This is a genomic window from Lentisalinibacter salinarum (genome assembly GCF_040706555.1).
Lineage (GTDB): Bacteria > Pseudomonadota > Gammaproteobacteria > Steroidobacterales > Woeseiaceae > Lentisalinibacter > Lentisalinibacter salinarum.
In genome coordinates this window covers 1-17,364 of the sequence record NZ_JAPDRH010000002.1, presented here as the reverse complement: position 1 = coordinate 17,364, position 17,364 = coordinate 1, and the positions used below count along the sequence as shown (strand labels likewise).

11 protein-coding genes and 1 tRNA gene are annotated in these 17,364 nt (G+C 61.2%); 8 read left to right on the top strand and 4 right to left on the bottom strand.

All coding sequences use genetic code 11. The annotated features are described in order from the left end of the window. Positions 1-72 precede the first annotated feature (72 nt). A complete protein-coding gene (locus tag ACJMKZ_RS03225; RefSeq protein ID WP_405231759.1) occupies positions 73-984 on the bottom strand; it encodes a peptidoglycan DD-metalloendopeptidase family protein in 912 nt (303 codons plus the stop codon). Beyond that, positions 981-2,342, bottom strand: a complete 1,362-nt coding sequence (xseA, locus tag ACJMKZ_RS03220; protein ID WP_405233126.1) for an exodeoxyribonuclease VII large subunit — start codon at positions 2,340-2,342, stop codon at positions 981-983. The genes ACJMKZ_RS03225 and xseA overlap by 4 nt, the downstream gene beginning before the upstream one ends. Positions 2,343-2,477: 135 nt before the next feature. Between xseA and guaB the strand changes: the two genes are divergently transcribed. Continuing rightward, entirely contained in the window at positions 2,478-3,938 is a 1,461-nt protein-coding gene (gene guaB / locus ACJMKZ_RS03215) for an IMP dehydrogenase (RefSeq protein WP_405231758.1), read from the top strand. A 7-nt stretch (positions 3,939-3,945) separates the two neighbouring features. Continuing rightward, positions 3,946-5,520: a glutamine-hydrolyzing GMP synthase gene (gene guaA / locus ACJMKZ_RS03210; protein WP_405231757.1), complete on the top strand. Its 1,575-nt coding sequence runs from the start codon at positions 3,946-3,948 to the stop codon at positions 5,518-5,520. 18 nt (positions 5,521-5,538) lie between these two features. On the opposite strand, the gene ACJMKZ_RS03205 is transcribed toward guaA, so the two are convergent. Further along, positions 5,539-6,711, bottom strand: a complete 1,173-nt coding sequence (locus tag ACJMKZ_RS03205; protein ID WP_405231756.1) for an L-lactate dehydrogenase — start codon at positions 6,709-6,711, stop codon at positions 5,539-5,541. Positions 6,712-6,806: 95 nt separating this feature from the next. Between ACJMKZ_RS03205 and tadA the strand changes: the two genes are divergently transcribed. Beyond that, the gene (gene tadA, locus ACJMKZ_RS03200) at positions 6,807-7,316 is read left to right on the top strand and encodes a tRNA adenosine(34) deaminase TadA (protein ID WP_405231755.1); all 510 of its coding nucleotides are present in this window, start codon (positions 6,807-6,809) and stop codon (positions 7,314-7,316) included. On the opposite strand, the gene mltF is transcribed toward tadA, so the two are convergent. Then, positions 7,313-8,770, bottom strand: coding sequence for a membrane-bound lytic murein transglycosylase MltF (gene mltF, locus ACJMKZ_RS03195; protein ID WP_405231754.1), 1,458 nt, complete (start codon positions 8,768-8,770; stop codon positions 7,313-7,315). The two genes, tadA and mltF, sit on opposite strands and share 4 nt — an antisense overlap. Positions 8,771-9,028: 258 nt before the next feature. Here mltF and ACJMKZ_RS03190 point away from each other — a divergent pair. The 5 genes from ACJMKZ_RS03190 (at position 9,029) to ACJMKZ_RS03170 (ending at position 17,107) form a co-directional block, all read left to right on the top strand. Next, a tRNA-Ser gene (locus ACJMKZ_RS03190) sits at positions 9,029-9,118 on the top strand. Between the two features lie 710 nt (positions 9,119-9,828). Continuing rightward, positions 9,829-10,530, top strand: coding sequence for a hypothetical protein (locus ACJMKZ_RS03185; protein WP_405231753.1), 702 nt, complete (start codon positions 9,829-9,831; stop codon positions 10,528-10,530). Positions 10,531-10,543: 13 nt separating this feature from the next. Continuing rightward, entirely contained in the window at positions 10,544-11,089 is a 546-nt protein-coding gene (locus ACJMKZ_RS03180; RefSeq protein WP_405231752.1) for a hypothetical protein, read from the top strand. A 1,761-nt stretch (positions 11,090-12,850) separates the two neighbouring features. Next, positions 12,851-13,555, top strand: a complete 705-nt coding sequence (locus ACJMKZ_RS03175) for a hypothetical protein (RefSeq protein ID WP_405231751.1) — start codon at positions 12,851-12,853, stop codon at positions 13,553-13,555. 2,751 nt (positions 13,556-16,306) lie between these two features. Further along, positions 16,307-17,107: a PA domain-containing protein gene (locus ACJMKZ_RS03170; protein WP_405231750.1), complete on the top strand. Its 801-nt coding sequence runs from the start codon at positions 16,307-16,309 to the stop codon at positions 17,105-17,107. Positions 17,108-17,364: the final 257 nt, after the last annotated feature.

Genomic DNA, 17,364 nt, shown 5'->3' with positions numbered 1-17,364 from the left:
GGCCCGGACGACCCCGCAGGGCGGCTACAATAGAAGGGGATAGGGTAAGAAGAATCGGGCCTGAAGGCCCTCCTACCTCAGGAAGAGGGCCGGGTCTACCGCGGTGGCGTTCAGGTACACGCCCCAGTGGAGGTGGGGGCCGGTCACGCGGCCGGTCGCGCCGACGGTGCCGAGTCGCTCGCCGGCGTCCAGGTCTTCGCCTTCCGCGACGTCGATGCGCTCGAGGTGGCAGTAGAGGGTGACGAGTCCCTGGCCGTGATCGACGATGACCGTGTTGCCGTTGAAGAAATAGTCGCCCGTGGCGACCACCCGGCCGGGCAGCGGATTCTCGATCGGTGTCCCCTTGGGCGCCGCAATGTCCATACCCTTGTGCGGCGAGCGGGGCTGGTCGTTGAAGAAGCGGCGCAGGCCGAAGCTGGAGCTGCGGCGGCCCGGCACAGGGGCCTCGAAGCCGAGTTCCGGCACGCGCGATTCGCTGAAGCGCCCGAGGGCCGCGTCGATGATCCCGCGTTCGCGGCCGATGCGCTCGAGATCCGCCGGGTCGGGCGTCACGTGGCGACGGTTGGGGACCGTCAGGTGCTGGGTGGCGTAGTCCGCCGCGCCGATCTCGAAGGATACCTCCCTGCGATCACCGTCGCTGGTCTCGACCGACAGGGTCGCCGTGCCCGGCTCCCGGTCCAGCGGGATGCCGGCGACCGCCACCCAACGCCCGTCCTGCCGACGCAGCATGACCCGGCGTTCGCCGAGGAAGACCCGGGCGGGAGGTGCCGCGGTGTCCGGCAGGGTCACGGCAGCGACGCCGCCCGGCCGTGGCGCGTGGGGCAGGTGCATGCCGTCCGCCTGCGCGGCCTGCGGTGTCGAGGCGGCGGCCGGCCAGGTGACGAGGGCGGTCACGATAACGATGGCCAGCCGGCCCGGGTTGGCGATGGCGATGGCGATAGCGATAGCAATAGCGATGGCGCCCGGAATCCCTTGCAGTCTCATTTCTCGTCCTCCGGCGTCTCGGCGGATTGCACGGCGGCGATCAGTGTGCCGCGGGCGAGGCGGGCACGGATCCGCCTGCCGGGCTCGACTCCGGCGGCGTCTCGCAGGACAGTACCGTCCGGTTCCGCCGTGACGATGGCGTAGCCGCGTTCCAGGGTGGCGAGCGGGCTGACGGTGTTCAGGGCCCGGGCGTCGCCGGCGAGACGGGTCCGGAGGCTCTGCAGGCGCTCGGGCATGGCCCGACGCAGCGTTCGGTCCGCCAGCGTCCAGCGGCCGTGCAGTTCCTTCAGCCGGCCCGCCGGTGAGGCGGCCAGCAGGCGCGCCCCCAGGCGCTCGAGACGGTGCCCGGCCGCGGTCAGGAGCGCGCTGCGGGCGGACGCCATGCGACGCGACAGCGAGTCCAGGCGTTCCTGCCGCTGGCGCAGCCGGCGGGCCGGACTCGCCAGCGTCAGGCGCCGCGCCAGGCGGTCCAGGGTCTGACCCCGATCCTGCAGCCGCCGGTCCAGACCCGTGCCGAGCCGGCGGGCGGCCTGATCCAGCCGAGCCGACCATTCCCGCCAGTCCGGCACCACCAGTTCCGCCGCGCCGGACGGCGTGGGCGCCCTCAGGTCTGCGGCGAAGTCTGCGATGGTGAAGTCGATCTCGTGGCCCACACCGGCAACCACCGGTACCGGGCTGGCGCGAACCGCGCGGGCCACCGTCTCCTCGTTGAACGACCACAGGTCCTCCAGGGAGCCGCCGCCCCGCGCGAGGATGAGCACATCGCACTCGGCGCGCCGGCCTGCCGTCTCCAGTGCGGCCACGATCTCCGCCGGCGCAGCGTCGCCCTGCACGGCGGTGGGGTAGACGATGACCGGTACCGCCGGGAAGCGCCGCGCGAGTACGTGCAGGATGTCGCGGACCGCCGCGCCGGTGGGCGAGGTGACGATGCCGATCCGCCGCGGCAGGTGCGGGATGGGCCGTTTCAGCGCCTCGTCGAACAGCCCCTCCGCGGCGAGCTTCTTCTTCAGAGCGTCGAAGCGGCGTCGAAGCTCCCCCTCGCCGGCTTCTTCCATCTGCTCGACGATCATCTGATAGTCGCCGCGGGGCTCGTACAGGCTCACCCGGCCGCGCACCAGCACCTGCCGGCCGTTCTCCGGACGGAAAGCCAGCCCGCGCTGGCGCTGGCGGAAGAAAGCACAGCGGATCTGCGCGCCGTCGTCCTTCAGGCTGAAATAGACGTGGCCGGAGGCCGGCCTGGCGAGATTCGAGATCTCGCCCTCCACCCACAGGCGAGGCAGCTCGGTCTCCAGCAGCGTTCGCACGTCCCGGTTGAGTTCGGAGACGGTGAGCGGGCGTTCCCGGCCGCCGCCGGGCAGGGGGGTATCCACGGATTCCATGGCGCGACAGTATAGGCCACGAGTGCAGGTATGAGCGGGGCCGGGCCTCCGGTTTACCGGCCGACCGGCGAAGCATACAATAGACTGTTTAACCCCACCCGCCAGGCAGAACCCATGCGCATAGCGAAGGAAGCGCTCACTTTCGACGATGTCCTCCTGCAGCCGGATTATTCCGAGGTGCTGCCGAGGCAGGTCAGCCTGGCCACCCGGCTGACCCGGGAGATCCCGATAAACATTCCGCTGACCTCGGCGGCCATGGACACGGTCACCGAGGGACGCCTCGCGATCACCATCGCTCAGGAAGGCGGCATCGGCATCATCCACAAGAACATGACGGCGGAGGAGCAGGCCCGCCAGGTGGTGCTGGTCAAGAAATACGAGAGCGGCGTCATCTCCGACCCCATCACCGTCTCGCCGGACCTCACTATCCGCGAGGTCATGCAGCTCACGCGCTCGAAGAACATCTCCGGCGTGCCCGTGGTGGACGGCGACGAGACCGTGGGTATCGTCACCAACCGCGATCTGCGCTTCGAGACCAGGATGGACGCCGCCGTCTCCTCGGTGATGACGCCGAAGGAGAAGCTGGTCACCGTGCGCGAGGGTGCGGGCAAGGAGGAGGTGCTCTCCCTGCTGCACAAGCACCGCATCGAGAAGGTGCTGGTGGTGGACGACGACTTCCGTCTGCGCGGCATGATCACCGCCAAGGACTTCCAGAAAGCCACCGATTTCCCGCTGGCCTGCAAGGACCAGCGCGGCGCGCTGCGCGTCGGCGCGGCCGTGGGCACCGGAGCGGACACGGACGAGCGGGTCGATCTGCTGGTGAAGAGCGGCGTCGACGTGATCGTAGTGGACACCTCGCACGGTTTCTCCCGCGGCGTGCTGGACCGCGTCTCCTGGATCAAGCAGCACTATCCCGATACCCAGGTCGTCGGCGGTAACGTCGTCACCGCTGACGCCGCGCTGGCGCTGGTGGAGGCGGGCGCCGATGCGGTCAAGGTGGGCATCGGCCCGGGATCCATCTGCACCACCAGGGTGGTGGCAGGCGTCGGCGTGCCCCAGATCTCCGCCGTGGCCGAGGTGGCGGATGCGCTCGCGCCGAGCGGGGTACCGCTCATCGCCGACGGCGGCATCCGCTACTCCGGCGACATCGCCAAGGCGCTGGTGGCCGGCGGCTACTGCGTGATGATCGGCGGGCTGTTCGCCGGCACCGAGGAGTCGCCGGGCGAGGTCGAGCTCTATCAGGGCCGCTCCTACAAGTCCTACCGGGGCATGGGCTCCATCGCGGCGATGGCGAAGGGCTCGAAGGACCGCTACTTCCAGGACGCCACCGAGGAGCTGGAGAAGCTGGTGCCGGAAGGCATCGAGGGCCGGGTGCCTTACAAGGGCAGCATCGTCGCCATCGTCCATCAGCTGATGGGCGGCGTCCGCGCGGCCATGGGCTATACCGGCTGCAGCTCCATCGACGAGATGCGCACGAAGCCCCAGTTCGTACGCATCACCGGCGCGGGCATGCGCGAGAGCCACGTCCACGACGTCGCGATCACGAAGGAAGCCCCGAACTACCGCACCGAGTGAGCCGCCGATGTCACGGGACATCCATGCGCATCGCATCCTGATCGTCGACTTCGGCTCCCAGTACACCCAGCTGATCGCCCGGCGCGTGCGTGAGGCGGGCGTCTACTGCGAGATCCATCCCTGGGACATGGACGAGGCCGCGATCCGCGGCTTCGGCGCGAGCGGCGTCGTCCTCTCCGGCGGCCCGGAGTCAGTGAACCTCGACGACCCGCCACGGGCCCACGAGGCCCTGTTCCGGCTGGGCGTGCCCGTGCTCGGCATCTGCTACGGCATGCAGGCCATGGCGGCCCAGCTGGGCGGCCGGGTGGAGGCCTCGGTGCATCGGGAGTTCGGCTATGCCGAGATCCGGCCCGGCCGGTCGGAACTGCTGGCGGGACTCGCCGACGAGCACACCGCCGACGGCACGGCGGTGCTGAAGGTCTGGATGAGCCACGGCGACCGGGTCGAGGCGCTCCCGCCCGGTTTCGCCGCCGCGGCGGCCAGCGACAACTCGCCGCTGGCCGCCATGGAAGACCCCGAACGCCACTTCTACGGCCTGCAGTTCCACCCCGAGGTGACTCATACCCTGCAGGGCGAGCAGATCGTCTTCCGCTTCGTGCGGGACATCTGCGGCTGCCCCGGCGACTGGACGCCGGGCAACATCGTCGCCGACGCCATAGCCGCCGTACGCGCTGAGGTGGGCGACGGCCGGGTGCTGCTGGGGCTCTCCGGCGGCGTCGACTCCTCGGTGGTGGCCGCGCTCCTGCACGAAGCCATCGGCGACCAGCTCGTCTGCGTATTCGTCGACCACGGCCTGCTGCGCCTGAACGAGGGCGACCAGGTCATGGACACGTTCGGCCGTCACCTCGGCGTGAACGTCATCCGCGTGAATGCCGCCGAGCGCTTCTTCGCGGCACTGGAGGGCGTCGCGGACCCGGAGGAGAAGCGCAAGATCATCGGCCGCGAGTTCATCGCCGTCTTCGACGAGCAGGCCCGCGAGCTGGAGGGCATCGACTGGCTGGCCCAGGGCACGATCTACCCGGACGTCATCGAATCTGCCGGCGCGAAAACCGGCAAGGCCCACGTCATCAAGTCGCATCACAACGTGGGCGGCCTGCCCGAGAAGATGAACCTGAAGCTCGTCGAGCCGCTGCGCGAGCTGTTCAAGGACGAGGTGCGGCGCATCGGCGTGGAACTCGGCCTGCCCCGCGAGATGGTTTACCGCCATCCGTTCCCCGGTCCCGGCCTCGGGGTGCGCATCCTGGGCGAGGTGAAGCGGGAATACGCCGCGCTGCTGCAGCGCGCCGACGAGATCTTCATCTCCGAGCTGCGCGCCCACGACCTCTACGACAAGACCAGCCAGGCCTTCGCCGTATTCCTGCCCGTGCGCTCCGTCGGCGTCATGGGCGACGGGCGGCGCTACGACTGGGTGATCGCGCTGCGTGCCGTCGAGACCATCGATTTCATGACTGCCCGCTGGGCACACCTGCCCTACGAGTTCCTGGAGCGGGTCTCGCTCAGGATCATCAACGAGGTGGACGGCATCTCCCGGGTCACCTACGACATATCCGGGAAGCCGCCGGCTACCATCGAGTGGGAATAGGGCGAGCCGCGGTCGCCGCTAGTCTTCGTCGCGCGGCTCGAGGATCTCCGGCGTGAGGTCGGCTATGGCCGTGCGCGCCGTCAGCGCCATCGACACCTTCATCTCGGCCTGGAAGGTCTTCAGCAATGCGCGCAGCCCGGCCTCGCCCCGGCCGGCCACCGCCCAGATCCAGGGCCGGCCGATCAGCGCCGCCTTCGCACCGCTGGCCAGCGCACGCACCACGTCCTGGCCGTTGCGCACGCCGCTGTCCACCAGCACCTCGGTTTTGTCGCCCGCGGCGTCGACCACCCGCGGCAGCATGTTGATGGTGGAGGAGACGCCGTCCAGCTGACGGCCGCCGTGGTTGGAGACGATCACGGCGTCGGCACCGGCCTCCGCCGCCGCCACTGCGTCCTCCGGGCTCAGCACGCCCTTGATCACGATGCGCCCGTCCCAGATGGAGCGCAGCCACTCGATGTCCTGCCAGGTGACGGCGGGGTCGAACTGGGAGTCCACCCATTCGCGGAAATCGTCCGGCGTGGAGGCCTTCGGCACGTACTCGGTCAGGTTGCCGAACACGTGGGGTTTGCCGTTCACGCCCACGTCCCAGGCCCAGCGCGGGTGCAGGAGAATTTCGCCGAACTTGCCGCGCAGCTTGCCCCACAGTCCGGTGCCGCCGCTCAGCCCGTTGCGCACGTCCCGGTAGCGGGCGCCCACCACGGCGAGGTCCACGGTGAACACCAGCGTTTTGCAACTGGCCGCGCCGGCGCGCTGTACCAGTTCCTTCACATGGCCCCGGTCGCGCATCATGTAGAGCTGGAACCAGAACGGACGCCGCGCCGCCTCGGCCACTTCCTCGACGGAGCAGATGCCCACCGTGGAATGGCAGAATGGAACGCCGATGGCATCCGCCGCGCGCACCGCCTGCACCTCGCCGCGCCGAGCCATCATGCCGGCGAGACCCACCGGCGCGAGGGCAAGGGGCATCGTCCATTTCTCCCCCAGCAGGTCGATGCCGGTCTCGATGCGGGAGACGTCACGCAGCACCCGCTGCCGCACGCCAAGCGCCCGGAAGTCGGCGACATTCTTCGCGAGTGTCACCTCGTCGTAGGCGCCGCCGTCGATGTAATCGAACAGGAAGCGCGGGAGCCGCTGCTCGGCGAGGCGGCGGTAGTCCTCGGTGGAAGCGGGCGCGAGTCGCAGGGTGCCCATGCTGGTCTCCTGTGGCGGATGGAAGGCGGGACGCAGAGGGCAAACTTAGCCAAAAGCGCTACCATCAACAAGGTGCCGACGGGACGACGGACGAGATGACGGACAGGACGACAGACACCGCCGCCAGGAGCGACGAGGCCATGATGCGCCTCGCTATCGCCGAGGCGCGGGAAGCCGAGCGTCTCGGCGAGGTGCCGGTGGGCGCCGTCATCGTGCAGGATGGGGAGATCGTCGGACGGGGCCGTAACACGCCCATCGGCTCCTGCGATCCCACGGCCCACGCTGAGATCGGCGCTTTGCGGGAGGCGGCGCATCGGCGGGGCAACTATCGGCTGACCGGCAGCACCCTCTACGTCACGCTGGAGCCGTGCATCATGTGTGCGGGCGCCATGCGTCATGCGCGCGTCGAGCGCCTGGTTTTCGGTGCCGCCGATCCCAAGAGCGGCGTGGCCGGCACGGTGGTGGATTTGTGCCGCGGCCCCGGCGCCAACCACGACCTCCAAGTCACCGGCGGTGTGCTGGCGGAGGAGTGCGGTGAGCTGCTGCGGGCGTTCTTCCGCGCCCGGCGGACACCGCCGGGCGGTGGGGCGCAGGACCGCGGTTAATCGACCGCCGCCGCCTGCGACTCGTCCTCGTTGCTGGTCTCGGCGGCGGGCGGTTCCTCGCCGTCTCCCTGAGCGAGCACGGTCCCGTCCTTCCGTTCCCGCTGGCGCTGCTCACGCTCCGTGAGCCAGCGCAGGATATCGAGGTAGGTGCGGACGTTCTCCACATACAGCACCGGCTCCCAGCCCCGGGCGTAGCCGTACATCAGCCGGGAATACCACTTGCGCTGGGCCAGCAGCGGCAGCGTCTCGCTCACGTCGATCCAGGCGTCAGGGTTGCCGCCCTGGATCTCGACGATGCGCCGGGCATCCATGAGATGGCCATAACCCACGTTGTAGGCGGCCAGCGACATCCAGGTGCGGTCCGGTTCCTTGATGGAAGCCGGCAGCCGCTGCTTGAGTCGGCGGAGGAACCGCGCGCCCCCGGAGATGCTCGACTCCGGATCCACCCGGTCCTCGATGCCGAGATAGTCCGCCGTCGCCTCGGTCAGCATCATGATGCCGCGCACGCCGGTGGGCGACACGGCGCCGGGCCGCCAGTGGGACTCCTGGTAGCCCATGGCGGCCAGCAGACGCCAGTCGATGGTGTTCTCGTCGGCCGCCTCTTCGAACATATCCCGGTAGCGGGGCAGACGCCGCTCGTAGTGGCGCATGAAGGCGCGGGTGCCGACGTAGTCGAACTTGTCCGTGTGGCCGTAGTAGCGCTCCAGGATGCGGGCGAGCCGGCCGCCCTGCTCCGTCCGCCGCAGGTACCGGTTGGCGGCCTCCACCAGGCTGTCGTCGGCGTCCGCCGGGAAGGCCCAGGCGATGGGGTCGGCCATCTCCAGGTCCAGCGCAACGCGCAGCTCGGGGTGGTAGTTGCGGATGATGTTGAAATCCGTGGAGTCGGCCACCGTGTAGTCGATTTCGTCGGCGGCGACGCTCATGAGCAGGTCGGCCACCTCGGCGCTGCGTTCCTCGGACCAGTTGAGCGCGGGGACTTCCTGCTGCAGCGACTCCAGCGTCTCCACGTGGCTGCTGCCCGCCATCACCGCGATACGGCCGTCGGTCAGCTCTTCGACGCTGCGGGGTTTGCCGGTGCCGAGCCGGTAAATCAGGTGCTGCGTCACCTCGTGATACGGGATGCTGAACTGCACGCGCTCCTTGCGGGACTCGGTCACCGACAGCCCGGCGGCTGCCATGTGCCCCTCGCCGGCCGTGATGGTGGGGATGATCTGGTCGAAGCTCTCCACCGCGGTGATCTTCAGCTCCACGCCGAGGCTGTCGGCAAAGCCTTTCACCAGGTCGTACTCCGGGCCGACGGGGCCGTTCACGCCGATGTAGTACGCGGTAGGGCTGTTGCGGGTGACAACGCGCAACTCACCGAGGGTCTTCACCTGCTCGAGCTGGGGCGGGAGTTCCCGGCAGGTGCCGAGGAGTGCCGCGATCGCCAGATAGATGAGGATTCTGATGATCATCAATCTCCTTTACCGTCCGACCGCCATCTTCTGCTTGCTCTTGGCGGCGGCGGACGCATCGCCGTGTCCCCGGCCCTATCTCCATTATAGGCGCGACACGGGTCGGCGGCTTGACAGCCGTCTCACACGTGACCATGATCCGCTGCCCATTCCCGGCAAAGCGGCAACCGGGCGCGGCCCGCCCCGAAAGCGTGCAACGGGGCGGCGCGGCACCTAACCTGTTGATATAATTAGGCCGCTTACCTGCTTTTCAAGTACGGAGGGGTGCCGGAGTGGTCGAACGGGCCTGACTCGAAATCAGGTGTGCGCGTAAGCGTACCGTGGGTTCGAATCCCACCCCCTCCGCCATCAATTCGAGAAAGTCCATTGAAAAATATGGACTTTCTTTCTTTTTTATCTTTCTTATCCCCCAATCTATCCATCATTGGCGAACTGTAAGGCTCGTAGGACTCACGGAATTTTGGGGTGCCCTAATAACGGTAGTGCCTAGCAAGCGCTTTGCATCACGCCGTATGTCCATTAGCCTTGTTCCCGTCGAGGGGACGCCGGTCTGGTATTAAGGGAGCGGGGAGGGGGTCAACGGAATGACACGTGTCAATGTTCGAATCACTGAAAGAGTAATACCGTCTGAACATCGAGTGTTCGTCTTGCACCCCGGGGTGGGATATCGGTTTCTAGACTTATTCGTCGCTCAGAACGCTGTTTTTCTCGGTTTGCCCGGCTTCGAAAGGCCTCCCATCGACGCTTGGGAGAACGAGGAAAGGTATAGGGCCATCGAAGCGCAAGTGCGGATGGCTCGCGCACGCGCACAGTGGTATCGAGGGGGCCGGAGCAGTAGGTCTGAACCTTCATCCGATCTGGCAGATCACTACCGAAAAAGCGGACGCCCTATTAGGGCTGTATCGGAAGCCCGCGCACTGTATGGAAGGGCGCAGCGAGGTGATCTGGTCGTAGTTCCCGACCGTGGTTACTTTACTGAGATTCGTATAGCCGAATTAACGAATTCACCGGATTCGGATGTCCGGCAAATCCAAGTCCCTGAGTTTGGGAACGAGAGAGTGCCTGCTAGGCGAGTTCGTTGGATCGATCACGATCAGCGGAAGATCGATTTACCACCATTCGTCATTCCGTTAATGCAGAATCGGCAAGCTCTTATCCAGCTTCCAGAGGAGGCGAAGCGCGCCGTATACGATATCGCGTTCAAGAGCTATGTGATCGCCGATGATGACACGTCTTTCTACCTTGGTGTTCGAAAAGACCATATTCTCCTCGACGATATCGGAGAAATCGCTGAGCTAACTAACTACGTTATTTCTGCCTTTCTTGCATTGGAAGCGGGGAATGGCGAGAAATTCGCGCTTCTTCCAATGCGAGAGGCAATCGATGGATTTTTCGATCGATCCGTATTGGCCGACACGGATGTTGAAATTCACTCTCCAGGCCGATTCTTGGTTCGTGCACGTCGCGAGTTGTTGTCTGGTTTCGTCCTGGCCGTCTTGGCGATAACCACAGCGGATGTTGGTGATGCGATCGCGTCGGGCGAATTATCTCCTCCGAATTCTGTCAAAATCTCTAGAATAGATGGCGATACAGAAGTGGAATACGAGCAAGAAGTCGTCGATTACGTGAACAGAATGATGGAACATTTCGGCCAGTCGACTTGGCGCATGCTGTGCGAGAAATCCCAAGTGTGCCGCGAGCGCGCTGGACTCAACGTCGCCGCGAGTGTCGACGTAGCGGCGAGCGCGGATGCCGATTAGCGAGGCCGTAGATATGAACGACCACAAAGCACAGGAACGCGAGGAATCTTGGCTTTCTCGTGTTACAGGATGGATCAATAAGCACGGTCTGACGGTGCTTCTTTTCAGTGCCTTTCTCAATGTCGGCGGTTGGCTTGGTGCGGAATGGTGGGAAGCACACAGAGAGCAGGTAAGGTTTGAAATCGAAAACGAGCATGCGGCGCTTAATGCGCGGTTTGAGAGGCTCGACCATCTGGGTAACGAATTCAACCTCACTTTCTATTTGTTTGCGCGTAATGTCATAGAAGACCGGGCAGTCGATTTAGAGCTGAGGAATAAACTCGTTCAGAATATAGCGAAACAACAGACCGAACTGGCGCGCCTTCGGACCATGTTACCGCCTGACGAAGGGAACCTTGTGGAAAGATACGCTTCGCGCCTCGCTGATATGCGCGCTTCTGTAATGAGGACTAACGAATTTAGCGACATGAATGATGCATATAGCGCGGTTAAGGCCTTGCTGCTTGATCGGGAAGTCTTGCTGCGGGACCTGCAAGGCCAGTTGCTCGGCATGAGTTAATGCCAATATAGGCCTGAATTAGCGTCCTGCTGCTTCGACCACATGCACGTTAGCTGATAGGTGAGTGAGTCAATCTGGTAGCTTAGGAACGCGTCCTCTAGCAGATCCAGGTAATCCTCGTCTGAAGGTTGCCAGTTCTTAATGATGGCCGCGAGTTCCATACGGCCAGATTGTCTCGATCTGTTCCGTTTCACTGTCGCCATATCTCAGTAGATCGTTCAAATATGCTCCGCATCCGCATGTAGGAGCCGGGGAGGCGCTGGTAGAGGGCTGATCTTGAGGAATTGAGGCCCGAAGACTAGGTGACGTTGCCGAGGGCCACTCCGGCTCTGTCCTAGGCCAGACTTCCAACCGAATTTACGGGACATTTCGGTCCAGCTAATTAGAACCCGTTTTCAAACGGCGATATTGAGAACCGCCGGGCTGAGCGATACCCGCGCGCTGGATGCTGGAAAGGACCCGCCGTCGAAGTCCGACGGCAAAACGTGGGACGATTGCCGAGGTTCGCCACTAAAAGGGTGATGAGATTCGTTGAAATCCGCTTCCACGAAGAAGGGTGCCAAAGTTCGTACAGGTTCGTACCCAAAAAGGTGACTGGGTTCGGTGAGATCCGGTGACGTAGGGGATGGGGGCTATTGGACGCTACAAATCCAAGGCGGAGACCGAGCCGGATCCCGAAGCTCCTCTAGACCGCAAGAAATTCCCTTCAAGAATCAGCCTCTGCTGGAAAAGTCAGGGGCAAAGCTATTCCTTGGGCTCCCTGCAATGTGGCAGTCTGGTACAGGCCAAAGAAACAAAAAGGGTTCGCTCCCGATACGGACCGGACGGTTGCCCGTTGTGTCCGACAGTCCGGCTAACGCAGTCAGATTTCGATTCCTCTTCGGCGAGAGAAGCTCCTTTGGCGGGACTGCAAAGTTATTCCGAGTATTTGCGCCTATAAACCTCTTCATTAGACTCAGAGTAAAGTTTGCCCTCCTGACATAGCCACGCCTTGACTTTCTTCCTGGACTTTGAGGTGAAAGGTGCCGATTGATAGAAAGCTTCTGCTAGGTCATAGCACTCAGCCTTGTCGGTCACGTATTTTCCATTCGTCTTTAATGGTGTGCATTCTAGAGAGTTAGCATTGTTTAGCGCACATGCCAGCATGATATGTCTAGCCTCGTACTGCGCATCGTCTTCACTCCAATACGCATTATCCGGTCGAGAGAAAAGCTGAGTCTTACGGCAGAAATACCCTTCAACTTGGTCCATGTCCGGGTCTTTCCTTCGCCTTACTTCTTGTGCGAGTGCGGAATTTCTACAGTCGGCCCGTGATTTGTGGGGAGTACCTTCCATACACCATTGCGCTGTCAGGTTGCTGACATTAGGTCCAGACATTATTAGGCAAGCAACAAATGCAGTAATCATCGATGGACTCCAACTCGATCCAATATGTTTTTACCCATGCTAGGCATGAGGCTCGACGCGATCTGGGCATGTTTCACAATTCCCCATGATGAAATGACGGAAAAGGAGTCGGATGATGCGGCAAAAACCGATTTGTCGAGCCCTGTTATGCCAATTCCTGTCGGGGGGGGCAAACCGGCCCGCGCGGCGTTCTGAGGTATGATTCCCGCTATCGATCCGAACCAGACCGTTGCCTGCGTATTGCGCTAGACTGACCGAAACGAACCCGACGCGGACAGTTGCCTGTACTTTCCGGTAAATTGACTGCTCCTCGACCGAAGAAGACATTCACTTTTCAGAATAGCGAAAGAGAATGTGAGCAACCTAACACGACTCGATTGGCGATCGGCTCTGTTGGATGGACTTGCCGTTCTACTGGGTATCTTGCTCGCGTTCGCAATTGATGCATGGTGGGACGTCCGCGGTGAGCGGGAGGAAGCACGCGCCTATCTTGCGGCTATCGAGACCGAGCTGGTTTCTAATCGAGAGGCTCTGGTCGAAGAGCTTGAAGTGATAAGGAGTTGGGTAGTGCAAAGTGAAGGCTTCCTTAACGATGTAGTCGCACCCGATGCATCGCCAACTTACGACCAGATTCGAGAAATGGTGTGGCTAACAGGGCCGGATCGAACAACACCAGTAGCTCGTGCCGCTATAGATGATCTTGTGTCCTCGGGAGGATTCCGAGTCATAGAGGCTCCAGAACTAAGAAGGGCGCTCGCCGACTACGTGAGGGCGCTCGACGATGATGCCAGTGAGCTGGAGGATGTGCGCGATTTCTTCAATCTGCATATTCTGCCTTATCACATCGCGGAGGGCAGTTTTACTGAATTCGATTGGGAGGCATACGTGGATCTGCCTGAATCCCCAGTATCGTTCGAAATGAATACGGCCGCATTCACTAGGAACCGTGTGTACGCAAACTTGCTGATTTCTCGCATTCTCGAGTTTGGAAATCTAATAGAGTCACACCGAGTATTAATCAAGAGAATCGACACCGTATTGGAACTTATGGAGAAATAATCGACGTCAGTCGAACGTCCGCTTCTGGCCGGTCGCGGACCCTCGGCTAGTCTCAAGCCGACCAATGAGCTTGCTTCTATTTCTGTCTACTTTTCAGACAGTAACGGTCGAATTAACCCGACCCCTGGGCGACCTAAGTACCTGATGCGGCGATGAGATCCTGAATTAACAGGAGGAATACAGGAGTCTCCTACCTCTTGCCTGTCCTTCTCAGTCCGGGCGGAAAGCCGACCCCACGACCTATTATGTTGAAGCTGCCGCGTGGTCATCTATCCAGAGGCAAGCCAACGCATAGCTGATCGAGTCGATCTGGTAGCTCAGAAACGCGTCTTCTAGCAGATCCAGATAATCCTCGTCTGGCGGGTGCCAGTTCTCAATGATGGCCGCGAGTTCGATACGGCCAGCTTTTCTCGATCTGCTCCGAGTTGCTATCGCCATATTTCGGCGGACCGGCCAGATTTTTCCCGAATCAGCATGTAGGAGCCTGGGAGGGGCGGGTAGAGGGCCAATCTTCAGGAATTGAAGGCCGAAGGCTAGGTGACGTTGCCAAGGGCTTCTCGGGGCCTGTCCTAGCTCAGATCCTCAACCGTATTTACGGGATAGGACGGCCCAGCTAATTAGAACCTGTTTCCTCAGGGCAATAATCGGAAAGGCCGGGCTGAGCGATACCCGCCTGTCTCAAATCTGGCAAGGACCCGCCGTCGAGGTTCGACAGCAAAACGGTTTGGGGCGGCACCGGCCCACTTTGAGGTGGCTTATGGACCCAAAACAGATGATCGCGTCACTCAGGGCGCACGGATTAAAGCGGCGCGATATAGCCGAGCGGCTGGGCGTGCGCGAGAGTGAGGTATTGCGGAATGGATCTATGGTGGCGGGATGTTCACGAAGCACTAACCGACTATTGATCTTATTACAGAATGGACGAAAAGATAGCGTTGCCACTCCAAGTGAGCAGAAAGAGTATCCCACCACCACCAAATGCAAATAGAAGAACAGCAAGATAGACATGAAACGGTTTATGCCACTCGTCGCTAAAGTCTCGCCACATCGTATGCGCAAGCAAACTAGCAACGAGGCTAATCAAGACACAGAGCAGAAAGTTGGTCATGTTTTTTCAGTTCGGCCTTCCACGGCCTCGCCTTACCCTTGAAACCCTCTTATTACCCAAGCGCCCGCTGCGCCCAGCCAATAAACCGCGAGCGGCACCCCAAACCAGACCGTAAAGGGCACCCACGCTTCCGTGTTATCAACGCCAAGCGGTTCGGCCAAAACGGGGAAAACCAAAATCCACACGGCGGACAGAACCACCCAAAGACGCCGCCAGCCATTGAGCCCATTTAGTGTTTCGCGCAGAGTCCTCATACCGCTCTCTGATCATGAGTTTCTTCTGCTACTGCAAAGAAAGGAGTCCGTTATGATTCTTGAAGGCTAGTCAGGATAGCAACTAGCCAGGCATCATCTCATCGTGAGGTGGTCGACCAGCAGCCTCGTAGTCTCTGAGCAAAGCATTTGTGGCTTCTTTTGCATTTATTACCGCGTTAGTCGAGTTGGGGTTGACCTTCCATTCTTCGATTGTCTGCCGCTCGATTAAAGATAGTCTCTCAAACTCTTCGCGCCACGTAGGCATAATCACGCTCCCGATCAATTGTCGCTAGATCTTGATTGACGTTCGGCTAATCGTGTCGCAACGACCGTTGAGCTGACGCTTTGAAAGGCACTCAACAAACCGAGTGCGGCCGGGATTAACGCCCATTGCCAATCAGCGAAGTACCAGACCACTCCCCCTACTAGCGCCCAGACCCACGTCATGTTCGCATGGCGCTGCGCCGCTGCTGAGAATTCGGCGGGTGTCTTGCCCATCTCGACTGCCTTCCTCTCTAGAGCATCATAAATAGACATGAATGCGCCTCACGATAAACCCATAGCATCTACGAACAATTCTTCTTTCGGCGGATGATCTTCAATATTTTCAGACTTGCATGTGCATTCCCAAAACGTCGCCAACTTATACTGATATTGCCGGTAAACAATGATAGATAATCTCGGGAAGTCGCTTACCCTATCCTGATTTTTTGGGGCTTTTAAGCTCGTAGCCAATGTCGCTCAGTCGCGCTTCGATGTTATTCAAGCTTTCTCTAATGCTACTTATCTCTTCGCGACTATTCTGTTGGAGACCTTGTAGAGCGCTATATAGCCAAGTGAAAAGGAAACGAACTCGGTATGCTATAAGCGCGAGTATAAGGACTTGAATAAGTTCCAAACCGCGCTCTGAAACGACAAACATCAGAACGCTTTCTACTATTTCTTCCATTAGCGTGAGCCCCCCGCAGAGCGCATCCGAGAATACGGGCAGATTGCCAAGAAATAGCGGCGGCTGCATTCGGGGGATTCCCCTACCCTGGCCGCATGGACAGACTCATATTGGCAGCGCTCTACGCGGGGTAGATAAGCAGCGAAAGCCAGTCCGCAGCCGCGGCTCGCAGTCGGATAATGTCCGGTATCGACCCAAAGGCGACACTCGCGAGCGTGAATCGAGCGCGCTTACATTGTAGCTGCAGTCTATGTCGCTCTCTCATCCGGCGACATGCTCGCGGAGCAGGTCAAATCATGCCCGGTCCGACGCTATCTTTGGTCCAATGGTTCGCCTGCATCTACTTGACATAAGTCCGCGATAGAATTTGCTCTGGACAGACCGACCGGTCGGTCTATACTGATCTCGCCGAAAACAATTACAAAATGAGGAGAGCGGCAATGTTAAGAGCGATTTCGTCTTTCGTACCTGCGTTGGTACTTGCTTGGGGGATGGCCCCTGTGGCCATGGCGTCCGACTTTGACGATGGCGCGGCAAATGTGAAGGTGTCATCCGATATCGGCGAGTTTCTTGCAGCAGACTCGTTATTCAGCCCCGCTTTGGCTGGATGGCCCAACGAGACCGGACAATTGAAAGGCAAGGCGGTTTATGTTGGTCGCGGTTGTGAGGCCGATGGAATCTTCTTCGGGCCACCTGATGCGTATCTGGCAGATCCTGCCGGTAAAGTTGCGCTGATCGATCGCGGCGCTTGTCGTTTCACGACTAAGGTTGCCCGTGCGGAGGCTGCGGGTGCTATCGGCGCTATTGTAGTGAATGTTCCGGGCGATCCAGCATTCGGTGCCGGTGACTGGCGGATACCAATGGGGCCTGACTTTGTCCCGCCGGCTGTTGGTATCCCTGCTGTTTTTGTGGGATTCGGGGACGGGAGTGCTCTTGCCGCAGCAGCGCCTGTCAACGTCAATCTGCTTTACAAGCCATTCACCCTTCTCAAGGACGCTCTGGATAAGCTTCCTACACTGCTATCAGGCAAAGAGAAAGATGATCTCAAGAAACTAATCAGTCGCGCAGCCGAAATCATTGAAGGCGACAATCCCAACTACGGGGAAGCTGCATTACTTGCATTTCAATTCCAGAATGAGGTGATCAGCCGGTTCTTCGAAGGCAAGATCGAGCTCCCGGCGGCGCAGTCACTAGTAGACTCAAGTGGGCATCTAGGCTTTCGGCTCTCTAGCTTGCCGTAGTCGCTAATCGGTCACAGCGGTAGGGAGCGACTTAGCGAGAATTAGGGTCGGAAACTGGACGTCTCGAAACCCCGGCTACGCGCCGGGGTTTCTTTTTCGTGCAGATGTCTGGTTTTGGCTGCGGATTCAATTGATCGATGCAACGCCTAAGCTCTGAGGATAGAGCAGGAGGTGTCACCGATGAAGTATCCGAGCAGGATCTACTATACCGAAGCCGACAAGGCGTTAATGTGGGAGCGTTGGCGCAAAGGCGAGTC